This window comes from Pseudomonas sp. GQ91 (assembly GCF_059758795.1).
This window is the reverse complement of sequence record NZ_JCAXED010000002.1, coordinates 347,821-367,763: the sequence shown is the minus strand read 5'-3', so window position 1 is coordinate 367,763 and position 19,943 is coordinate 347,821. Positions and strand designations below refer to the sequence as shown.

General features: G+C 61.9%; 20 protein-coding genes. 10 read left to right on the top strand and 10 right to left on the bottom strand.

What is annotated here, in order from left to right; all coding sequences use genetic code 11:
* Positions 1 to 13: 13 nt before the first annotated feature.
* On the top strand, positions 14 to 2,521 hold the full coding sequence (gene hrpB / locus AC6CIA_RS03855) for an ATP-dependent helicase HrpB (protein ID WP_498310684.1): 2,508 nt from the start codon (positions 14 to 16) through the stop codon (positions 2,519 to 2,521).
* Here hrpB and AC6CIA_RS03850 read toward each other — a convergent pair whose 3' ends face one another.
* Positions 2,522 to 3,610: an endonuclease/exonuclease/phosphatase family protein gene (locus AC6CIA_RS03850; protein WP_498310683.1), complete on the bottom strand. Its 1,089-nt coding sequence runs from the start codon at positions 3,608 to 3,610 to the stop codon at positions 2,522 to 2,524. It abuts the gene before it with no gap.
* Between the two features lie 71 nt (positions 3,611 to 3,681).
* On the bottom strand, positions 3,682 to 4,344 hold the full coding sequence (locus AC6CIA_RS03845; protein WP_339530261.1) for a YciC family protein: 663 nt from the start codon (positions 4,342 to 4,344) through the stop codon (positions 3,682 to 3,684).
* 170 nt (positions 4,345 to 4,514) lie between these two features.
* Between AC6CIA_RS03845 and AC6CIA_RS03840 the strand changes: the two genes are divergently transcribed.
* The 3 genes from AC6CIA_RS03840 (at position 4,515) to AC6CIA_RS03830 (ending at position 6,485) form a co-directional block, all read left to right on the top strand.
* Entirely contained in the window at positions 4,515 to 5,252 is a 738-nt protein-coding gene (locus AC6CIA_RS03840; RefSeq protein WP_498310682.1) for a DUF2076 domain-containing protein, read from the top strand.
* Between the two features lie 120 nt (positions 5,253 to 5,372).
* On the top strand, positions 5,373 to 5,849 hold the full coding sequence (locus tag AC6CIA_RS03835; protein ID WP_090221602.1) for a LabA-like NYN domain-containing protein: 477 nt from the start codon (positions 5,373 to 5,375) through the stop codon (positions 5,847 to 5,849).
* 24 nt (positions 5,850 to 5,873) lie between these two features.
* A complete protein-coding gene (locus tag AC6CIA_RS03830; protein WP_498310681.1) occupies positions 5,874 to 6,485 on the top strand; it encodes a 3'-5' exonuclease in 612 nt (203 codons plus the stop codon).
* A 198-nt stretch (positions 6,486 to 6,683) separates the two neighbouring features.
* Here the strand turns inward: AC6CIA_RS03830 and AC6CIA_RS03825 are convergent, their stop codons facing one another.
* On the bottom strand, positions 6,684 to 6,992 hold the full coding sequence (locus AC6CIA_RS03825; RefSeq protein WP_498310680.1) for a DUF6124 family protein: 309 nt from the start codon (positions 6,990 to 6,992) through the stop codon (positions 6,684 to 6,686).
* A gap of 403 nt (positions 6,993 to 7,395) precedes the next feature.
* On the bottom strand, positions 7,396 to 7,845 hold the full coding sequence (locus tag AC6CIA_RS03820) for an Lrp/AsnC family transcriptional regulator (protein ID WP_498310679.1): 450 nt from the start codon (positions 7,843 to 7,845) through the stop codon (positions 7,396 to 7,398).
* A 159-nt stretch (positions 7,846 to 8,004) separates the two neighbouring features.
* Between AC6CIA_RS03820 and yedA the strand changes: the two genes are divergently transcribed.
* Together yedA and rhlE1 are read left to right on the top strand one after the other, a co-directional pair.
* Positions 8,005 to 8,901, top strand: coding sequence for a drug/metabolite exporter YedA (gene yedA, locus AC6CIA_RS03815; protein ID WP_498310677.1), 897 nt, complete (start codon positions 8,005 to 8,007; stop codon positions 8,899 to 8,901).
* Between the two features lie 48 nt (positions 8,902 to 8,949).
* Positions 8,950 to 10,281 carry an RNA helicase RhlE1 gene (gene rhlE1, locus AC6CIA_RS03810; RefSeq protein ID WP_498310676.1) on the top strand — a complete coding sequence of 444 codons (1,332 nt, stop codon included), beginning with the start codon at positions 8,950 to 8,952 and terminating at the stop codon, positions 10,279 to 10,281.
* 115 nt (positions 10,282 to 10,396) lie between these two features.
* Here rhlE1 and AC6CIA_RS03805 read toward each other — a convergent pair whose 3' ends face one another.
* Positions 10,397 to 11,629 carry a TIGR03862 family flavoprotein gene (locus tag AC6CIA_RS03805; protein WP_498310675.1) on the bottom strand — a complete coding sequence of 411 codons (1,233 nt, stop codon included), beginning with the start codon at positions 11,627 to 11,629 and terminating at the stop codon, positions 10,397 to 10,399.
* 171 nt (positions 11,630 to 11,800) lie between these two features.
* The gene (locus AC6CIA_RS03800; RefSeq protein ID WP_339530281.1) at positions 11,801 to 12,721 is read right to left on the bottom strand and encodes a histone deacetylase family protein; all 921 of its coding nucleotides are present in this window, start codon (positions 12,719 to 12,721) and stop codon (positions 11,801 to 11,803) included.
* 76 nt (positions 12,722 to 12,797) lie between these two features.
* Between AC6CIA_RS03800 and AC6CIA_RS03795 the strand changes: the two genes are divergently transcribed.
* From AC6CIA_RS03795 to AC6CIA_RS03785, 3 genes are all read left to right on the top strand, one after another.
* On the top strand, positions 12,798 to 13,367 hold the full coding sequence (locus AC6CIA_RS03795; RefSeq protein ID WP_498310674.1) for a GNAT family N-acetyltransferase: 570 nt from the start codon (positions 12,798 to 12,800) through the stop codon (positions 13,365 to 13,367).
* A gap of 78 nt (positions 13,368 to 13,445) precedes the next feature.
* Positions 13,446 to 14,315 (top strand): acyl-CoA thioesterase II, encoded by an 870-nt coding sequence (gene tesB, locus AC6CIA_RS03790; RefSeq protein ID WP_084376443.1) that lies wholly within the window; start codon positions 13,446 to 13,448, stop codon positions 14,313 to 14,315.
* A complete protein-coding gene (locus tag AC6CIA_RS03785) occupies positions 14,312 to 14,899 on the top strand; it encodes an HAD family hydrolase (protein WP_498310673.1) in 588 nt (195 codons plus the stop codon). Before tesB ends, AC6CIA_RS03785 begins: the two co-directional genes overlap by 4 nt.
* Positions 14,900 to 14,938: 39 nt before the next feature.
* On the opposite strand, the gene AC6CIA_RS03780 is transcribed toward AC6CIA_RS03785, so the two are convergent.
* Genes AC6CIA_RS03780 through AC6CIA_RS03770 form a run of 3 tightly spaced genes read right to left on the bottom strand, consistent with a single transcriptional unit; the run spans position 14,939 to position 17,271 of the window.
* Positions 14,939 to 15,913, bottom strand: a complete 975-nt coding sequence (locus AC6CIA_RS03780; RefSeq protein WP_498310671.1) for an alpha/beta hydrolase — start codon at positions 15,911 to 15,913, stop codon at positions 14,939 to 14,941.
* Positions 15,913 to 16,800, bottom strand: coding sequence for a KPN_02809 family neutral zinc metallopeptidase (gene ypfJ / locus AC6CIA_RS03775; RefSeq protein ID WP_498310670.1), 888 nt, complete (start codon positions 16,798 to 16,800; stop codon positions 15,913 to 15,915). Before ypfJ ends, AC6CIA_RS03780 begins: the two co-directional genes overlap by 1 nt.
* 60 nt (positions 16,801 to 16,860) lie before the next feature.
* Entirely contained in the window at positions 16,861 to 17,271 is a 411-nt protein-coding gene (locus AC6CIA_RS03770) for a hypothetical protein (RefSeq protein ID WP_339530329.1), read from the bottom strand.
* A 369-nt stretch (positions 17,272 to 17,640) separates the two neighbouring features.
* Between AC6CIA_RS03770 and AC6CIA_RS03765 the strand changes: the two genes are divergently transcribed.
* Entirely contained in the window at positions 17,641 to 18,519 is an 879-nt protein-coding gene (locus AC6CIA_RS03765; protein ID WP_084376440.1) for a DMT family transporter, read from the top strand.
* 7 nt (positions 18,520 to 18,526) lie between these two features.
* Here AC6CIA_RS03765 and AC6CIA_RS03760 read toward each other — a convergent pair whose 3' ends face one another.
* Positions 18,527 to 19,861 carry an MFS transporter gene (locus tag AC6CIA_RS03760; protein WP_498310668.1) on the bottom strand — a complete coding sequence of 445 codons (1,335 nt, stop codon included), beginning with the start codon at positions 19,859 to 19,861 and terminating at the stop codon, positions 18,527 to 18,529.
* Between the last annotated feature and the right edge of the window lie 82 nt (positions 19,862 to 19,943).

The following is a 19,943-nucleotide window of genomic DNA, read 5'->3' as shown; positions in this document are numbered from 1 at the left end:
CTTTGGAGCCAGTATGAATTCGTTGCCAATCGATGATGTTTTACCCGCCCTGCGTGACGCCTTGGCGATGCGCCATGAAGCCGTGCTCGAAGCACCGCCCGGCGCCGGTAAAACCACGCGGGTGCCATTGGCGCTGCTGAATGAAACCTGGCTGGCCGGGCAAACCATTCTGATGCTTGAACCTCGTCGGCTGGCAGCCCGCGCCGCCGCCGAACGCCTGGCCAGTGAGTTGGGGGAAAAGGTCGGTGAAACCGTCGGCTACCGGATTCGCCTGGACAGCAAAGTCGGTCCGGCGACCCGTATCGAAGTGGTCACCGAGGGCATTCTCACCCGCCGCCTGCAGGATGACCCGGCGCTGGACGGCGTGGGTTTGCTGATCTTCGATGAGTTTCATGAGCGCAGCCTCGATGCTGACCTGGCGCTGGCCTTGAGCCTCAATGGCCGCGACCTGTTTCGCGACGAGCAGCCGCTGAAAATCCTTTTGATGTCCGCCACCCTCGAAGGTGAACGCCTCGCCGCACTGCTGGACGATGCGCCGGTGCTGCGTAGCCAAGGGCGTATGTACCCGGTGCAGATGCGCTGGGGGCGGCCGTTCCAGCCGGGTGAATTTATCGAGCCTCGCGTGGTGCAGACCATTCTCGACGCCTTGCACGATGAAACCGGCAGCGTGCTGGTTTTCCTGCCGGGTCAGGCGGAGATTCGCCGGGTCAACCAGCAACTTGCGGAGGCGCTGGGCGATCGCGCGGATGTGCTGCTATGCCCGTTGCATGGCGAGCTGGACCTGACGGCACAACGGGCGGCCATCGATCCGGCGCCAGCGGGCAAACGCAAAGTGGTGCTGGCCACCAACATCGCCGAGACCAGTTTGACCATCAATGGCGTGCGCGTGGTGATCGATGCCGGGTTGGCGCGGGTCCCGCGATTCGACCCTGGCAGCGGCATGACCCGACTCGACACCCAGCGCATCTCCCGTGCCAGCGCCACCCAGCGTGCCGGTCGCGCGGGGCGGCTGGAGCCGGGCGTGTGTTATCGCTTGTGGTCAGAGGATCAGCACGAGGCGTTGGCGGCCTATGGCAACGCGGAAATGCTCTCGGCGGACCTGGCTGGCCTCGCGCTGCAACTGGCGCGCTGGGGGGTGACGCCGACGCAACTGGTCTGGCTGGATCGGCCACCAGCCGCCGCGTACGCCCAGGCTCAGGACTTGCTTGAGCGTCTCGGTGCGTTGCAGGCGGCGACGCTGACTGCCCACGGCCAGAAAATGGCGGTCTTGCCGGCGCATCCACGGATTGCTCATTTGCTGTTGCGTGGTCAGGATCTGGGCCTGGCGAACATGGCGTGTGATGTCGCCGCGCTGCTCGGCGAGCGCGATATTTTACGCGGCGCGGGTGCCGACCTGCACAGTCGCCTGGCATTGCTGTCCGGCGCAGAGCGTGCCCGTGGCACGCAAGGTGGAGTACAACGCGCCAGGCAGTTGGCGCGACAATATCGCAGTTACCTGCGTGGCAAGGCCGAGCAGGCGGTGGCGGATCCTGAGCATCCGCGGTGGCTGGGGGCCTTGCTGGCGCTGGCTTATCCGGACCGTGTCGCCCAGCAACGTCGTCCCGGTGGCGCCGAATATCGCTTGGCCAACGGGCGTGCAGCGCTGTTTGGCGAGGCCGATAGCTTGATGAAGCAACCGTGGCTGGTCATCGCCGAACTGGGCAGCCGCCAAGGGCAGCGTGAAGAGCGTATCTACCTGGCGGCGGACTTCGATCCGGGGTTGTTCGAGTCGGTGCTGGCCGAGCAGGTGCGCTGCGTCGACCAACTGGAGTGGGACGAACGCGAAGGCGTATTGCGCGCCGAGCGCCAACGCAAGGTCGGTGAACTGGTGCTCAGCCGTGAGCCGCTGGCCGGCCTCGACGAAGCCGCCCGCAGTCAGGCGCTGGTCCATCTGGTGCGGCGCAAAGGCCTGGAACTCCTGCCCTGGACCCCGGAGCTGCGCCAATGGCAGGCGCGAGTGATGTTGTTGCGCCAATTGGACGCCGGCAAGCACAGTGAATGGCCCGACGTCAGTGACAGCGCGTTGCTCGCCAGCCTGGAAGACTGGCTGATGCCGTATCTGGGCAAGGTCTCGCGCCTGAGTCATTTTGCCAACCTGGATATATCCAGCTTCCTGCATAACCTGCTGCCCTGGCCGCTGCCTCAACGACTGGACGAGTTGGCGCCCCATCATCTGAAAGTGCCGTCGGGTTCGTCGGTGCGTCTGGACTACAGCGAACAGCCGCCGATTCTGGCGGTGCGCTTGCAGGAATTGTTCGGACTGGCGGATACCCCGCGCATCGCCGGCGGGCGGCAGGTGGTCAAGCTGCACCTGTTATCGCCCGCGCGGCGACCGGTGCAAGTGACCCAGGACCTGGCGAACTTCTGGCGCAGTACCTACGCCGAGGTGAAGAAGGATTTGAAGGGGCGATATCCAAAGCACTACTGGCCGGATGATCCGCTGGTGGCGGAGGCCACGGCGCGGATCAAACCGAGAAAGTAATTACTGCGCCGCCGGTAGCAGGAAGCGCGCTATCACCGGCAAGTGATCGGAGATCCGCAGGGTGTCGCTCTGCCTCACTCGTGCCTCAACGCGCTTCAGGCGCGGACTGTAGAACAGATAGTCGAGCGTGCGATCCGGCCCGTCGAGGCTCGGGTCGTTGGGGAAGTGCGTCAGCCACTGGGCCCGATCGATCCCGCTGGATTGACTGTTGCGAGGGATCATCGGGTATTTGTCCCACAGCAGATGCAGCTCACTGTCCGGCGAGTATTGCCCGCGTTTGCTGGCATCCAGGCGCAGGAACTGACCCAGGGGCAACAGGTTGAAGTCGCCACCGATCAGCCAGGGCGTGCCACGGCTTTCGAATTTGTCCAACAGCTTGACGGTCATTTGTACCTGCTCGCGGATCGCGCTGTGACCCGGCGTCGTGCTGTCCAGGCGGGTGTTCAGCACGGCCAGTTGGCCGCCGTCACTCAATGGCAGATAGCTGAGCAGCAACGCAGGTTTGGGCTGGAACTGGCGGCTGATCAGATTGGCCGAGGCCACCGGCAGTTGCAGGCGCTCGGCATGTTCGATCTGGTAGCGGCTCAACGTCACCAGCTTGCGTCCGACACTGCCGAAGATATGCCAGTCAGGGACGAAATCGGACTTCCAGTCGAAGGCCTGGACGCTGCACGGGTAGAGGTCAACCAGGCGCTCCTGGAGCAATGCCAGTTGGTCCTGGTAGTGGGAGGGCTTGGCGTCTTCGTCGAGTTCCTGCAACAGCAGGATGTCGGGTTGTTCGTCACGGATCACCCGCGCCACTTCGTCGAGGCTGAAGGCCATGTCTTCGACGGTGGGACGCTCGTCCGGGCCGCTGCCGTCCGGCGTGTCGTACCAGAACACATAGTTCTTGCCCGCCAGATATTGCACGTTCCAGGTCATCACCTTGATTGCCTGGCCCGGCAACAGGGTCGGCGCGCGTGGGGCGACGCAACTGACAGGCTGGGTTTGCTTGTCGTCAGGACGCCAGGTCAGGCTGTAGATCAGGGCGGTCAGCAAGCCGGCGAGGATCAGCAGGCTTAGCAGGGTGATACGCAGTAAACGGGTCATCGGCTCGCCTTATGGCGCTGCAGGACAGGTTCGGAGCATAACCGAGGGCGCCCCGCAGCCCAAGGGCCACGTCATTGTGCGTCGGCATCACCGGCGATCAGCATGAACAAACGGAACAGCACTACGCTGGTAAACAGCTGCAGGAAGCTGTGGGCGCTATTGATCAGGACCGCCAGCAGCGGGTTTTCCAGGTCGGGCCAGGCCGCGACGCTGGCGCCCTTGAGCAGCCATAACGGGGTCATCACGCACAACAGGCAAACCAGGATGCGCAGAAAATGCCCACGGGTCAGACGGAAGCTTTCCTTCATGGCCGTCAGCGCCGGCATGCCGCGCAGTACCAGCAGGTACTCGGCAAAGGCCAGCGTCACCATCAGCCAGAGCCCCGGCAGGAAGTACAGCGACAGCCCCAGGAGAATCAGCAACGTGCTCATGGCCGTCAGCAGGGCAAAGCGTGGCCACAGGGCCAGCGACATGGCCAGCACCTCCATGGTGCGGGGCGACTCGCCACGGCTGCGGGCGTCGAGGAACAGGATCAGTGCTGCGGTGTACAGCGGGTATACCAGTAGCCCGACGATCACGCCGTAGCCGGCAAACGCATCTTCGCCCAGCGAATGCTCGAGCACCTGTTGCAGGATCGCCTCGACAATCACCAGCGGCAGGCATAACTGCACGATGGCGCCCAAGTTGCGCTGGAAAAAGTAGAAGGAGTCGCGCAGAACGTTCAACGGATTCATCAAGATCATCACAGGCCGAAAAAGCAGGTGCACACTTTAACCGATCACCCACAAACGTAAACCTTGGGTAAAGACCATTGAAAGCCTCGTCGCCAGCCCCATTACTTGAAACGTACCTTGCCCGTTCCGGGCAGGACGCGGATTTCTACCGGCAATCTAACGAGGTCGCCATGAACAGCGAAGAGCAAACCCTGATCGATGGACTGTTTTCACGGTTGCAGCAAGCCGAAACGGACTCAGGCCCCCGCGACGCCCAGGCGCAAGCGCGGATCAAGGAGCACATGACTCGCCAACCCGACGCCGGGTATTTCATGACCCAGGCGATCCTGGTGCAGGAAGCGGCTATCCAGAGCCTGGACGCGCAGAACAAGCAGCAGGCACAACAGATCCAGCAGTTGCAGGCTGAACTGCAACGCAGCAAAGCCCCGACGCCGCCACCGGCCTCGAGCAGCGGCGGGTTTTTGTCGAGTATCTTTGGCGGCGGTTCCCGCGACTCGCAACCTTCGCCCAATGCGCCGCCCTCGTCGGGCGGCGGTTGGCGTGAACCCGCGCGTCCTGGGTTTAACAGCCAGCCTGCGCCGCAACAGAATTACCCGCAACCTCAGCCACAGGCAGCGCCCATGGGCGGCGGCTTTCTCGGCGGCGCACTGAAAACCGCTGCCGGTGTGGCCGGTGGGGTGATGCTGGCCCAAGGTATCAGCAGCCTGTTCAGCCACGCTCAGCAGCCGCAGGTGGTGGAAGAAATCATCCGCGAAGAGCCGGCGCCCGCCAGTGACAGCGGCGGCTGGGGCAATGACGAGCCACGTGTCGCCGACAATGACAGCTACGGCAACGACTCCGACAGCTTCGCCGACAGCGGTTATGCCGATGATTCTTCCTTCTTTGGTGACGACGATTCCTTCGTCTGATCCACGCTGAACCGGGGCGCGCTGTCGCCCCGGTCTGATTTTTCTCGAAAACCTGCGCTTGGCTGGCATACTGACGGCCTTTGCGGGCCAGTGCGTCCGCCAGTGCCATGAGGATGCCCGGTGAAAAAAATTGCAGTGTTCGCCGATGTGCAGAACCTCTACTACACCGTGCGCCAGGCGTATGGCTGCCATTTCAACTACGCCGCCTTGTGGGCGGATATCAGCCAGCGCGGGCAGATTGTCGAGGCGTATGCCTACGCCATCGACCGTGGCGACAGCAAGCAGCAGCAATTCCAGCAGATCCTGCGCAACCTCGGCTTCACCGTGAAGCTCAAGCCTTACATCCAGCGCAGCGATGGCTCGGCCAAAGGTGACTGGGACGTGGGCATCACCATCGACATCATGGATGCCGCCGCGAATGTCGACGAAGTGGTGTTGGCCTCCGGTGATGGCGATTTCGACATGTTGCTCGACCGCATCATTCATAAGCATGGCGTCGAGGCCGTGGCTTATGGAGTGCCGGGGTTGACGGCCAATTCGTTGATTCGTGCCGCCAGCCGCTATGTGCCGATCGAGGGCGCGTTGTTGCTCAAATAGTTTTTAGACGGAGTTGGAACAGGTTTGGAACGTATAGCGGTCATCGACTTTGAAACCACTGGCATCTCGCCGAGCAGCAGTTGCCGGGCCACGGAAATCGCCGTGGTCATCCTCGAGCGGGGCCAGATCGTGGACCGTTATCAGAGCCTGATGAACGCAGGCGTGCGGGTGCCGGGTTTTATCGAGCAACTGACCGGCATCAGCAATGCCATGCTGCGCAGCGCGCCACCGGCCGAGCGGGTGATGAACGAGGTCAATGAGTTTGTCGGCACCACGCCGCTGTTGGCCCACAATGCCGCGTTCGACCAGAAGTTCTGGGATTTCGAACTGGGCTTGATCCGCCGCACCCGCCTGCAGAAGTTCGCCTGTTCGCTGCTGCTTGCGCGGCGCCTGATGCCCAGCGCACCCAACCACAAACTCGGCACCTTGAACGCTTTTGCCCAACTGCCCCACACCGGCAAGGCTCACCGGGCGATGGCGGATGCGGAAATGGCCGCCAACCTGACCGCCCACCTGGCACAGGAACTGCGTCGTGCCCACGGCCTGCGTGAACTGTCCCATGACTTGCTGTGCAGCTTGCAGAAAGTCCCGGCGGCGAAGATCAATGATCATTTGAAGAAACATCGCGGGTTCTGACCCCGACGCAGCACCTATCTGTGGCGAGGGGGCTTGTCCCGTTGGGCTGCGTAGCAGCCCCAAAACCAAACGCTGAATACTGCCTGATACGCTGCAATTGTCTTTAGGAGGTCTGCTTCGCAGCCCAACGGGACAAGCCCCCTCGCCACAGGATGTGTGGCGAACGTGACCCTTGCGATTAAAAGTTCGTTCGTCACGTCAGCGTGGACTTACGCAGTCCAGCGCCCGATCCACCACCCCCTTCGCCATTTCCACCAAATACATCACTGCTCGCTGCTGTGCATTTACCGACTCACCCGAGGCGTGTGCAGTCTCTATCGCGCAATGCAGCAAATCCGCCGCATGGGCGAGGGCATCTTCGAAGCTCAGGTTGTCATTCAAAATGAAGGTGGGTGCATCCGGGGCGCAGGCTTTGCGGTAGTAGTCAATGGCTCGGCGATTGAGCTGGGCGATTTCACTGAGGAGTTCTGCGTGGGTATCAGTTGGAGCGGTGGTTGCTTTGGCCATGATGAATCTCCGGAATCTTTAACGCTCCTTCTCGTAAATTCGGACTTGCACTCCCGGTCATCGAAGGGCCGATGACGCGGAGCACATTAGCGATGGCCGTCAGGCAGAGCAAGGTTGGAAAGCTCGCTAGGAAACGTCCCGCAAATGAAAGGGATCGATCTGGCTGGCCACTGAAGCATCTACTCTTTGTGACGGCCTTTACGCTCGTTCTGAACAGTCAGTAGGCTCAGCCCCGTCGGGGTGTCGGACCTTTCTGGTTTTTCGCTTCGCCAACCTAGCGCCATGTGTTGCGACCTAACATTTCGCCTGTCATCTACGTACATGGACTACGTTATGCAGGAAAGTGATCTTCACACAGCAATCGTTTGAACTCGACCGCAATGGCATCGATATCGGCTCAACTTCAAGCACGGCGCTCCAGCTGCCCCAGCGGCACTCGCCGCTCTATCGCGCTCGACAAGATGATCGAGGTCTTGCTGAATCCGAACTTGGCCAACCGATTAATCAGGTTTTCCAGCTCCGGCATCGAACCCACCGCGGCCTGCACGATCACGCAGGGATCGCCGGTTACGCGGTGGCATTCGGTCAGTTCGGGGATTTCGGCCAGGGCGTCGTAGACTTTCTGGTTGCCGTGATTGGTCAGGCGCAGTTCGATCACGCATTGGATCGGCAAGCCGACCTTGGACAGGTCAACCTTGGCCTGGTAACCGGTAATCACGCCGCTGGCTTCCAGCTTGGCCACCCGTTCGGCCACGGCCGGGGCGGAGAGGTTTACGCTGCGGGCCAATTGCGCGTAGGTGGCGCGGCCATCCTCCAGCAGGGCGCCGAGGAGCATGCGGTCGTATTTGTCCATGATAAGGCCCTCTGCGCGGGTGGCTTTTGAATGCAAGGCTTATAGCCCTGACAAGCATGATTTAAAAAGTGTATGGGCATTTTAAACAGGTTTTGTAACTTATGTTTGCTGGCGCGGATTTCTAAAATAGCTATCCCTTGTTCTGCCGCAGAGCTGCCCATGCCTGGCCCCCGTCGTTTTCCCTTACCCCTGATCGCTGCTTTTTTTGCGTTGTATGTCATCTGGGGATCCACCTACCTGGTGATTCGCATTGGCGTCGAATATTGGCCGCCGTTGTTGCTGGCGGGGATCCGCTTCTGTGTGGCGGGCGCGCTGATGTATGGCTACTTGCGCTGGCGCGGTGTGCCGGCGCCGACCTGGGAGCAGTGGAAGGCCGCGGGCAAGATCGGCATTTTGCTGCTGACCTTCGGCAATGGCGCGGTCAGTGTGGCCGAGCACACCGGGGTGACTTCCGGCGTGGCGGCCTTGGCGGTGGCGACGGTGCCGCTGTTTACCTTGCTCTGCGGTTATTTCTGGGGCGCGCGTAATACGCGTCTGGAGTGGGCCGGGGTGACCCTGGGGATTATCGGCATTGCCATGCTCAACATGGGGTCCAACCTGCAATCGAGTCCGCTGGGCGCGGCCTTGCTGTTATTCGCCGCCGCGTCCTGGGCCTTTGGCTCGGTGTGGAGCCGCCACCTGCCGCTGCCCCAGGGCGCGATGGCCAGCGCCGCTGAAATGCTGATCGCAGGCGTTGTGCTGCTGATCGGTAGCGCGCTCAAGGGCGAGCACCTGCCCGCCATGCCGCCGCTGGAAGGCTGGCTGGCGCTGGCGTACTTGACCGTATTTGGTTCAATCATCGCCTTCAACGCCTATATGTACCTGCTCAAGCATGTTCGCCCGGCGGCGGCCACCAGTTATGCCTACGTCAACCCCGCGGTGGCGGTGTTGCTGGGGATTGTGTTTGTCGGTGAGAGTATCGGCATCGAAGAAGCCCTGGCGATGCTGGTGATCATCAGCGCAGTGTTGCTGATCAGCCTGCCCCAGTGGCGCAAGCCGAAGCCGGAAATAAGGTAAACTGCCGCGCATTGCGACCTTGCGCTGAATTTTTCCTACGGTAAACACATGACTTTCGCCACCCTTGGCCTGATCGAACCCTTGCTGCGCGCCCTTGAGACGCTTGGCTACCAGACCCCGACGCCGGTGCAGGCGCAAGCCATTCCGGCGGTACTGGCCGGTCGCGACCTGATGGCCGCGGCCCAGACCGGTACCGGCAAGACCGCTGGCTTCGCCGTGCCGCTGCTGCAACTGCTGACCATGGAAGGGCCGAAAGTCACCGCCAACTCGGTGCGCGCGCTGATCCTGTGCCCGACCCGCGAACTGGCCGAGCAGGTTCACGCCAGCGTCGCCGAATACGCGCAAAACCTGCCGTTGAGCACTTACGCGGTGTATGGCGGCGTGAGCATCAACCCGCAGATGATGAAGCTGCGCAAGGGCGTTGACATCCTGGTCGCCACGCCTGGCCGCCTGATCGACCTGTTCCGCCAGAACGCGCTGAAACTCAATCAGCTGCAAACCCTGGTGCTCGATGAAGCCGATCGCATGCTCGACCTGGGTTTCTCCGAAGAACTGGCGAACATCTACCGCATGCTGCCGAAAAAGCGCCAGACTCTGCTGTTCTCCGCTACGTTCTCCGATGACATCCGCCTGCTGGCCGGGCAGATGCTCAATGATCCGCTGAGCATCGAAGTCAGCCCGCGTAACGTCGCCGCCAACACCGTCAAGCAATGGGTCGTGCCGGTAGACAAGAAGCGCAAGCCGGAGCTGTTTGTGCACCTGATGCGCAAGGGCAAGTGGAAGCAGGTGCTGGTGTTCGCCAAGACCCGCAACGGCGTGGATGCGCTGGTAGACAAACTCCAGGGCTTGGGGATCAACGCCGACGGCATTCACGGTGACAAGCCGCAGGCGACCCGCCAGCGCGCATTGGATCGTTTCAAGGCCAGCGATGTGCAGATTCTGGTGGCCACCGACGTGGCGGCCCGTGGCCTGGATATCGAGGATTTGCCGTTGGTGGTCAACTTTGACCTGCCGATCGTGGCCGAGGATTACATTCACCGCATCGGCCGTACCGGGCGTGCCGGCAATACCGGCGAGGCGATTTCCCTGGTGTGTGCCGATGAAGTGAACATGCTGTCGGCCATCGAGATGCTGACCCGCCAGACATTGACCCGGCACATGGAACAGGACTTCGAGCCTGAGCACCGGGTACCGGATACCGATGCCAGCGGCCAGGTGGTGAAGAAACCGAAGAAGCCGAAGAAACCCAAGGCCTCCGGGGGCGGCAAACGCAACCTCGGCAAGTGGGTGGAGAGTGGCGAAGTGGCGGTGGCGGAACCGTCGATCAAGCCGGTGCGCAAGGTGCCGGTGTTTAACACCGGGCCGCGTAAGAAGAAGTAAGTGTTGCGGTGTCTTTAAGGGCCTCATCGCGAGCAAGCCCGCTCCCACATGAGCATGCATTCCAAATGTGGGAGCGGGCTTGCTCGCGAAAGCGGATTTGAACTTACCGCAGGTTTCAGCGCTTCAGCCACTCCAACATGCCGCGCGCTGCGGCTCGCCCGCTGGCAAAACACCCCGTCAGCAAGTAGCCGCCGGTCGGTGCCTCCCAGTCGAGCATTTCCCCGGCGCAGAATACGCCCGGCATTTGCTTGAGCATCAAGCGTTCATCCAGCGCTTCAAACGGCACGCCGCCAGCGGTGCTGATGGCTTCGTCCAGCGGGCGGGGTTTCACCAGTGTCAGCGGTAGCGCCTTGATGTCGGCGGCCAATTGCAGTGGATCGCTGAAATGCCCGGCGGGCGCCAGCTCTCGCAACAGTGCGGCTTTTACCCCGTCCACTCCCAACTGGCTGTGCAGATGCTTGCTCATCGAGCGTGAACCGCGTGGCTTGGCGAGCGCTGCCTGGACTTTTTGCAACGGTTTGCCTGGCAGCAGGTCCAGATGCACCGTCGCTGAGCCGTCGCGATTGATCGCTTCACGAATCGGCGCCGACAGCGCGTAGACCAGGCTGCCCTCGATGCCCGTGGCGGTGAGCACGCATTCGCCAAGGCGCGGCGTGTCATCCGCCAAGCCGATGGCGATATTTTTCAGCGGTGCGCCAGCGAATTTGCTGACCATCAAGTCGCTCCAGGCCGACACCTCAAAGCCGCAGTTGCTGGGTTGCAGCGGTGCGTAGGGCACCCCTTGGTCTTCCAGCAGCTTGAGCCAGGCACCGTCCGAACCCAGTCGCGCCCAACTGCCGCCGCCCAGCGCCAGCACCAGCGCCTCCGCCCGCAGGTTTTTCTCGCCTTCGGGGCTGTGGATAAGCAGGCTGCCGTCAGCATTCCAGCCGTGCCAGCGGTGGCGGGTGTGGATAACTACGCCTTGATCGCGCAGGCGCTTGAGCCAGGCGCGCAATAACGGCGCGGCTTTCATGTCAGTGGGGAATACTCGCCCGGAGCTGCCGATAAAGGTTTCGATGCCCAGACCGTGAATCCATTCGCACAAGGCTTCGGCGCCAAACTGGCGCAGCAGCGGCGCGATATTCGGCGCTCGTTCGGCATAGCGCGACAAGAATGCCGGGTAAGGTTCGGAGTGGGTGATATTCATGCCGCCCACGCCCGCCAGCAGGAACTTGCGCCCCACCGACGGCATGCCGTCATACAGGTCCACGTGCACCCCGGCCTGGCTCAAGACTTCGGCGGCCATCAGTCCGGCGGGACCGCCGCCGATGATCGTCACGTGATGCGGCTGGGCTTGGGTCTGGGGCATGGCGTGACTACGGTTCGGCGAAATAGGCCGAGTATTCTACCCGAGGACGCCACGGATGCCTGATCAAAAAACGTACAGCGTCCTGCAGGCTATGTAGCGCCTTGCTTGTAGGACCTTTCGCTCAGGTTATCCACAGGCCGTTCCACAGTCATTGTGGGTAACACCCACAACTCAGTGACACCCTGATGACGTCCAGACCCGTTGCGCGCTGTGGTGCAAGATGCCGTGGCGGCGCGCCAGGGCCTGGCGATCCTTGCTGTAGCCACCGCCGATCACCCCGACCACCGGGATGTCGCGGCCCAGGCAATGGCGCATCACGCTTTCGTCACGGGCGGCAAGGCCGGCGTCGGTCAGTTTGAGGTAGCCGAGCGCGTCGTCCTGATGGACATCGACACCGGCGTCGTACAGCACCAGGTCCGGCTGATACAGCGGCAGCAGGTAATTGAGGGCATCGTCCACCACCTTGAGGTAATCGGCATCGCCCATGCCCATGGGCAGCGGGATATCCCAGTCGCTCTTGGCCTTGCGGGCGGGAAAGTTTTTTTCGCAGTGCAGGGACACGGTAATAGCGTCCGGTGTGTCGTGAAGGATGCGCGCGGTACCGTCGCCTTGATGCACGTCGCAATCAAAAATCAACACGCGGTGCACCCGACCGCTTTGCAACAGGTAATGGCTGATCACCGCCAGATCATTGAAAATGCAGAATCCCGCCGGGTAGTCGTAATGCGCGTGGTGGGTGCCGCCCGCCAGATGACAGGCCAGCCCGTGCTCCAGCGCCTGTTCGGCGGCCAACAGGGAACCGCCCACCGCCCGCACGGTACGCCGGGCGAGGGCTTCGCTCCATGGCAGGCCGAGGCGCCGTTGGTCTTCGCGGGACAACTCGCCACTCATGTAGCGTTCGATATAACCGGGTTCATGGGCCAGGGCGAGAATCTCGCTGGGGCACAGCGCTGGGCGCAGCAGTTGGCTGTCCAGGGTCAGGCCGCTGTCCACCAGGTGATCGCGCAGCAGGCGGAACTTGTCCATGGGAAAGCGGTGGTCCGCCGGGAACGCGGGGCTGTAGTCGTCGTGGTAGATCAATGGCAAAGGCATGGCGATTTCTGACGGGAACCAACGAAGGATCTTAACAGCGCTGTACACTCACGCACATGTCAGGGGAGGGCGAATCATGGAGCCGATACTGCAACTGGAAAGCGCACGGCTGGTGATGCGCCAATGGCGCGATAGCGATCTCTCGACGTTTGCCGACATGTGCGCGGACCCGCAGGTGATGCGTTATTTTCCGGCCCACTTGAGTCGACTGGAAAGCGCCGCGTTGATCGGGCGCATCCGGGGGCATTTCGCCGAGTTTGGTTTTGGTTTGTGGGCCCTGCAGCGCAAGGACAGCGGCGCGTTTATCGGTCTGACCGGGCTGATGAACGTCGGCTTTGACGCAGCCTTCACCCCGGCGGTCGAGATTGGCTGGCGCCTGGCTCGCGAACATTGGGGCCTGGGGTATGCCAGCGAAGCGGCGTGGACGGCCTTGCGCTGTGGATTTGACCGGTTGCAACTGGATGAGGTGGTGGCCTTCACTGCCCAGACCAACCAGCCGTCACAGAAAGTCATGCAGGCCATCGGCATGCATTACGATCCGGCGGCGGATTTTGTACACCCCAAGCTCGCGGCGGACGATCCGCTGCGCCATCATGTGTTGTATCGCATCACCCGCGGCCAGTGGTTGGATACGCTGCATGGATAAGCAGACCGCCCGATGCCCGATAATCTCGCCCGCCGCAGCCAAGACTGCGCGGTACTGCTTTGTGTGAGGAGAGTTTGAATGAGCCAAGTGTTGGAAGATCTGGTCGACTTGCTGACCCTGGAACCGATCGAGGAAAATCTCTTTCGTGGTCGCAGCCAGGACCTGGGCTTTCGCCAACTGTTCGGCGGTCAGGTGTTGGGGCAATCGCTGTCGGCGGCCAGCCAGACCGTTGAGGAAGCGCGACATGTGCATTCGTTGCACGGTTACTTCCTGCGCCCTGGCGATGCCGCGCTGCCGGTGGTCTATCAGGTGGACCGGGTACGCGACGGCGGCAGTTTCAGCACGCGGCGGGTGACGGCGATCCAGAAGGGCAACCCGATCTTCACCTGCAGCGCATCGTTTCAGTACGATGAAATAGGTTTTGAACACCAGACCACCATGCCAGTGGTAGTGGGGCCGGAGAACCTGCCGTCGGAACTGGAGCTGACTCGCCAGCGCGCGCACCTGATTCCTGAACACATGCGCGACAAATTGCTCTGCCCCAAGCCGATTGAAGTGCGGCCGGTGACCGAGAAGGACCCGTACAACCCGCAGCCGGCGGATCCGGTCAAATATGTGTGGTTCCGCGCCGACGGAGCCCTGGCCGACTTGCCTGCCTTGCATAAATACCTGCTGGCCTACGCCTCGGACTTCGGCTTGCTGACCACCTCGTTGCTGCCCCATGGCAAGACGGTCTGGCAGAAAGACATGCAAGTGGCCAGCCTCGACCATGCCTTGTGGTTCCACGCCGACCTGCGTGCCGACGACTGGTTGCTCTACGCCATGGACAGCCCGTGGGCCGGCAATTCCCGGGGGTTCTCCCGTGGCAGCGTGTACAACCGCGCGGGTCAATTGGTGGCGTCGGTGACCCAGGAAGGGTTGATTCGCCATCGCAAGGATTGGGCATGAGCCTGAAGCACGTTAAACACTGGGTGTTCGACATGGACGGCACGCTGACGGTCGCGGTCCATGATTTTGCGGCGATTCGCGTGGCGCTGGATATTCCGGCGACCGACGACATCCTCACGCATCTGGCAGCGTTGCCGGCGGACATCGCGGCCGCCAAGCATGCATGGTTGCTGGAGCATGAGCGCGAACTGGCCCTCGGCTCGCGGCCCGCCGCAGGTGCGGTGGCGTTGGTGCGGGCGCTGGCTGAGCGCGGTTGCCGCCTGGGCATCCTGACCCGCAACGCTCGGGAACTGGCCCACGTGACGCTGCAAGCGATTGGCTTGGCGGACTGTTTTGCGGTGGAGGATGTGCTGGGGCGTGATGATGCGCCTCCCAAGCCGGATCCCGGTGGCCTGTTGAAACTGGCCGAAGCCTGGGACGTGGCGCCCGCCGAGATGGTGATGGTCGGTGATTATCGTTTTGACCTGGACTGCGGCCGTGCGGCGGGGACCAGGACGGTCCTGGTCAACCTGCCGGAGAATCCATGGCCGGAGCTGGCGGATTGGCATGCCGAGGATTGCGCGGCGTTGCAACGGATGCTCTAAACCAGGCACCTCCTGTTTGATTGGGTTTTGTCTGGGGGATTAGTCGAACAAGGCCGCTTGGCCTTCAGGCGAAGTGAACATTTTGTCGCCGTTATGGCCCACCCCCGGGACTTCAATCAGCTTCTGCTGTATCTGCGGATGGCGTTGTTTGAGGTAGTCGAAATAATGCTGCCCGCGAATCAACCGGTAGGCGCCTTGCACCTCGGCGGCGCAGCTTTTGTCCAGCGCCGGGTGGTTCGGGTCGGTGTCTTGCTGGCCCAGCAGGTAGGTAATGTCTTTGGCTGCGTAGGCCGTTTCCAGTTCTTCGTGACTGCGGCCATTGGCGTAGGCCGGCAGGTGCTGCATGCCGTACTTCCACTCATTGAAGCCCACGCAACTGGCCGGCTCGAACTTCACCGGGCGTTGTGGGCTGAAGTACGCATAGGAAGAAGGGTTGGCGATCACATAGCGCAGGCTGATCCCCGCGGCCCTCAGGGTCGGGTGATCATGCCCGGTCAAGGCAAAGCGCTGCACCACCTGGCCGCCTCCGGAATGGCCGGCGACCACGATTTCTTTCAGGCCCGGGAACAGTTGCCGATTGCCCAAGTGCTCGATGATCTGGTCCAGGACGCCATAAGAACTGATCTGGCCACGCCCGATTGACGACTCGCCGGCCATCCAGTGATTGCCCTGCCAGTGCAGCAGCGTGTCGCCCAAGCGGTGGCGCTTGATGTCGGCGTCGTTGAGAAACTGCGGGGCGATTAGCAACGTACTGGCACTTTGGCCTGCATGCCGCGCGGCGTCTTCAGCGCTTCGCAAGTAGGACTGAGCGTTGCGCAGGCGTCCGTGGATGATAATCACGGCGCGGCTGATCTGTGGCAGTGGCTGGCGCCAATCCTGGCTGAGGCCGATGCTCAAGTCGCCCGCCTGCAGCGCAAAGCGCGCGGGGCTGAGCACCTTGACCGTCTGTTCGGCGGCCCAGGTGGCAGACCCGGCCAGCATCAAACCCAGCAGTAAGCCCCAGCGCTTGCTCATCAAAGACGGGTGGCCGAAAAGGTGTCGCATTGGGTGATCTGGCCCTGGGCAAAACCGGTCTTGAACCAGCGTACCCGCTGTTGCGAGGTGCCGTGGGTGAACGAATCAGGCACCACACGACCCTGGCCCTGCTGCTGCAACCGATCGTCGCCGATGGCATTGGCCGCATTCAGCGCTTCTTCGATATCCCCGGGTTCCAGCCAGTTCAGGCGCTTTTGCGCACGATTGGCCCAGACCCCGGCGAAGCAGTCGGCTTGCAGCTCCTGGCGTACCAGCAGGCCACCGTCGCCTTCCATCTGGCGACCTTGCTGGCGCGCCGCCTGAATCTTCGAAGAGATCCCGAGCAGAGTCTGCACATGGTGGCCGACTTCGTGAGCGATCACGTAGGCCTGGGCAAAATCACCGGCGGCCTGGAAGCGTTGCGACATTTCCCGGAAAAAATCCAGGTCCATGTACACCTGTTGGTCAGCCGGGCAATAGAACGGGCCGCTGGCGGACGTCGCGCCACCGCAGGCGGAGTTCACCCGGCCACGGAACAGGATCAACTTGGGGTTCTTGTAGGTCAGGCCGTTTTCCTTGAACACCTGGCCCCAGGTGTCTTCGGTATCGCCCAGCACGGCGCGGACAAATTCGGCCTGCTCGTCGTTGGCCGGTGGTGCCTGGCGCGTTTGCGGGCTGACGGAAGGGGCTTGCTCGGTCATTTGACCGCTCAATTGCCCGAGGATCTGCATCGGGTCCTGGCCGGTCAGCAGGCCGATGCCGACGATCAGCACGATGGCCGTCAAGCTCAGGCCCTTGCCACCGCCAAAGCGCATACCGCCGCCACCGCCGCCGTTGTTACGCGCGTCGACCACGTTGTCGCTGCGTCGGCCCTTTTTCCATAGCATGTGGCAATCCTCTTGGTGTGCGTGCTGTAGGCGCAATAATCGTGAGTGAGTATGGTCGTTTTAACGGCAATAGCCTTCGCCGGTATTGACCACCAGGCAATCTTTTTTCTCGGTCAGCCACTTCAAGCCAGTGGCTACGCCGTCGCCAGCGCGCAGCAATTGCGGTCCATCGGGACGGGTAAAACTGATGCCTTCTTCGGTGGCCACGCCCTTGAAGGTGCCTGACGCATCGGCGTCGAGGCCGTAGCGCATGGTCAGCAGATAATGCCCGCGGCCGATGCTCTGATCTTTGTTGACCGTCAGGCTCAGGCCTTCAACGCCGACCCATTGGCCGACCCATTTGTCGGTAGGCAAGACTTCCGGCACCAGGGTGGCTTGTACCGACGCCGGTTGCGGCTGGCTGACCTGCGGCTCTTTATCGCAAGCACTGAGGAGCACCAGGGTGGAGAGGATAAACAGGGTTTTTCTCATCATAAGGGATAGGCCTTGGTGGAAATGCGCGCAATGGCTGGCGGGCGTGGAGCGTTGGACTCGATTCCTGCAATTTAGTGCGCTGTTTGTATTAATGCCGATCTTGTAGGTGCGAGCTTGCTCGCGAAGAACTCAAAGGCGCCGCGTTTATCCAGAAGGCACGCGTTATCGTTGACGTTTTTTCGCGAGCAAGGGCTAGGCGCCCCCCCTCGTTCCTACAGGGTGCCTCATTCGCTTAACTGATCGACATTAGCTGTTCGCCCGGTGTTTGGTTATGCTCTTGAGGTAGACCTGCGACCGGTTCTAGATTAACCGGTTGAATGCCACCGTTCTGGGTGGTCATTTCAGCCTGTCGCGCGCGAGAATTCAATGACCCTCAGCACTCCACTTTCCGGCGTCAACCATCCCCTCAAAGGCATTCTGCTGATTGTGGTGGCGACATTCCTGTTCTCCAGCCACGATGCCCTGTCCAAATACCTGGCCGGGTTCTACCCGATCGTGATGGTGGTGTGGGCCCGGTATATGGTGCATACACTGCTGATGGCCGGGATCTTCCTGCCGCAATCAGGCTTGCGGGTGCTGCGCAGCAAGCGGCCATTATGGCAAATCGCCAGGGCGTTGTGCCTGTTGGGCACCAGCCTGTTTTTTACCGCGGCGCTGCACTACATACCCTTGGCCGAAGCAACGGCGGTGAACTTTCTGGCGCCGATCCTGGTGACGGCATTGTCGGTGCCACTGCTGGGCGAACATGTGACGCGCGGCCAGTGGCTGGCGGTTATCTGCGGTTTTGTCGGGGTCATCATCATCGTTCACCCGGGCGGTGAACTGTTTACGCCTGCTGTATTTCTGCCGCTGACGTCGGCATTGTTTTTCTGCTTCTACCAACTATTGACCCGCACCCTCAGTCAGTACGACAGCCCCACCACCAGCAACTTCTTCGCCGGCTTGTGCAACACCCTGGTGATGAGCGCGCTGGTGCCGTTCTTCTGGCAGGTGCCGAGCTGGCGCCACGCGGTGTTGATGCTGGCGCTGGGCACCTGCGGCATGACCGCGCACCTGATGCTGACCAAGGCATTCCGCGTGGCGGCCCCGGCGTTGCTGGCGCCGTTCGGCTATTGCCAGATCGTGTTTGCGGGGTTGTTGGGATGGCTGGTGTTCAATCACACCCCGGACCTGACCACCGTGGTCGGGATCGGGGTGATTTGCTTGAGCGGCCTGGCCGCTGCCTGGCAGCAGCGGCGGCGTTGAGTTTGACTCAGGCCTCGACGGTGGGAATCTGGCGCGGGGCCATGCAGTACATCCAGGTCAGCGCGATGAAGTACATCGCCGGGATCAGGGTGAACAGCACGGTGTAGTTGTTGTTGGTCACGGTCAGGATATGGCCGACGATCTGAGTCATGAACATTCCGCCGATGGCCGCGCACATCCCGCCGAAACCAAATACCGTGCTCATCATGTGCTTGGGCGTGTAGTCCATCACCAGGCTCCAGATATTGGCGGTCCAGGCCTGGTGCGCGCCGATGGCCAGGGAGATGGCAAACACCGCAACCCACAACTGGCTGGCGCCCGCGGCGAGGATGACGCCGACGATGCAGCAGGCAAACAGCAGCATCGACAGCAATCGCGCCTTGATCGGCTGCATGCCGCGACCGATCAGGAACGAGGAGAGGATCCCGCCGCCGACGCTGCCGAAGTCCGCCGTCAGGTAAATGATGATCAGCGGGATGCCCATCTGGGTCACGTTGATGCCCAGGTTGTATTGCTGGTTGAGGAACGGCGGCAGCCAGTACAGGTAGAACCAGAACACCGGCGCCGTCAGCGAGTAGGCAATGGCGAAAGCCCAGGTGCCGCGCATGCGCAGGATGCGGCTGAATGGCACGCGAGGCTGTTCGGGCTCGCTGTGCTGTTGCACGTAGTCCAATTCCGATTGCTTGACGCTCGGGTGCTCTTCCGGGTTGTAGTACTTCAACCCCCAGAAGACCAGCCAGATCCCGCCCAATGCCGCCATGCAGAGGAACGCCGCCTGCCAGCCCCACACGTGGAGAATCAACGGCAACAGCATCGGCGTGAGCATGGCGCCGACATTGGTACCGGCATTGAAGATACCGGTGGCCACCGCGCGCTCGCCGGCGGGGAACCACAGGCGGGTGGTCTTGACGCAGGCCGGGTAGTTCGCCGCTTCAGTCAGGCCGAGGATAAAGCGGCAGACCATAAAACCCACCGCCGAGGTTGCCAGCCCGTGGGCGCCCGTAGCGATGCTCCAGAGCAGGACTGCGCAGAAGAACACGCGCTTGACGCCGACCCGGTCGATCAACCGACCTTGCAGCACAAAACCGATGGCGTACCCGACCTGGAACCAGAAGTTGATATTGGCGTAATCCATCGCCGTCCAGCTCATTTCCTTGGCCAGGATCGGCTGCATGACGCCGAGGGCGGCACGGTCGATGTAGTTCAGGGTGGTGGCGAAAAACACCAGGGCCAACATGCCCCAGCGGGTTTTACCGACGGCGAGGGCGTCACGGATCTTGTCGCCGATGGCCGCGTCCGGGTTGCCGAGGCGCGCGGCCATGGCGGAGTTTTGCGTTGGCATGAGAGGTACCCGTTTTTTGAAATTCTTATGGTGTGTTCTGGGTCTTGATCATTCAGGGCGCCCATTGAACGTGGTCCTGGAT

Excerpts from the sequence above, each read along its gene's own strand:
- AC6CIA_RS03795 (WP_498310674.1), top strand. The coding sequence starts at position 12,798 with ATGGAGCCGATACTGCAACTGGAAAGCGCACGGCTGGTGATGCGCCAA.
- AC6CIA_RS03840 (WP_498310682.1), top strand. The coding sequence starts at position 4,515 with ATGAACAGCGAAGAGCAAACCCTGATCGATGGACTGTTTTCACGGTTG.
- AC6CIA_RS03805 (WP_498310675.1), bottom strand. The coding sequence starts at position 11,629 with ATGCCCCAGACCCAAGCCCAGCCGCATCACGTGACGATCATCGGCGGC.
- AC6CIA_RS03825 (WP_498310680.1), bottom strand. The coding sequence starts at position 6,992 with ATGGCCAAAGCAACCACCGCTCCAACTGATACCCACGCAGAACTCCTC.
- ypfJ (WP_498310670.1), bottom strand. The coding sequence starts at position 16,800 with ATGCTATGGAAAAAGGGCCGACGCAGCGACAACGTGGTCGACGCGCGT.
- AC6CIA_RS03765 (WP_084376440.1), top strand. The coding sequence starts at position 17,641 with ATGACCCTCAGCACTCCACTTTCCGGCGTCAACCATCCCCTCAAAGGC.
- AC6CIA_RS03845 (WP_339530261.1), bottom strand. The coding sequence starts at position 4,344 with ATGAATCCGTTGAACGTTCTGCGCGACTCCTTCTACTTTTTCCAGCGC.
- AC6CIA_RS03760 (WP_498310668.1), bottom strand. The coding sequence starts at position 19,861 with ATGCCAACGCAAAACTCCGCCATGGCCGCGCGCCTCGGCAACCCGGAC.
- tesB (WP_084376443.1), top strand. The coding sequence starts at position 13,446 with ATGAGCCAAGTGTTGGAAGATCTGGTCGACTTGCTGACCCTGGAACCG.
- hrpB (WP_498310684.1), top strand. The coding sequence starts at position 14 with ATGAATTCGTTGCCAATCGATGATGTTTTACCCGCCCTGCGTGACGCC.
- yedA (WP_498310677.1), top strand. The coding sequence starts at position 8,005 with ATGCCTGGCCCCCGTCGTTTTCCCTTACCCCTGATCGCTGCTTTTTTT.
- AC6CIA_RS03780 (WP_498310671.1), bottom strand. The coding sequence starts at position 15,913 with ATGAGCAAGCGCTGGGGCTTACTGCTGGGTTTGATGCTGGCCGGGTCT.
- AC6CIA_RS03785 (WP_498310673.1), top strand. The coding sequence starts at position 14,312 with ATGAGCCTGAAGCACGTTAAACACTGGGTGTTCGACATGGACGGCACG.
- rhlE1 (WP_498310676.1), top strand. The coding sequence starts at position 8,950 with ATGACTTTCGCCACCCTTGGCCTGATCGAACCCTTGCTGCGCGCCCTT.
- AC6CIA_RS03820 (WP_498310679.1), bottom strand. The coding sequence starts at position 7,845 with ATGGACAAATACGACCGCATGCTCCTCGGCGCCCTGCTGGAGGATGGC.
- AC6CIA_RS03770 (WP_339530329.1), bottom strand. The coding sequence starts at position 17,271 with ATGAGAAAAACCCTGTTTATCCTCTCCACCCTGGTGCTCCTCAGTGCT.
- AC6CIA_RS03800 (WP_339530281.1), bottom strand. The coding sequence starts at position 12,721 with ATGCCTTTGCCATTGATCTACCACGACGACTACAGCCCCGCGTTCCCG.
- AC6CIA_RS03850 (WP_498310683.1), bottom strand. The coding sequence starts at position 3,610 with ATGACCCGTTTACTGCGTATCACCCTGCTAAGCCTGCTGATCCTCGCC.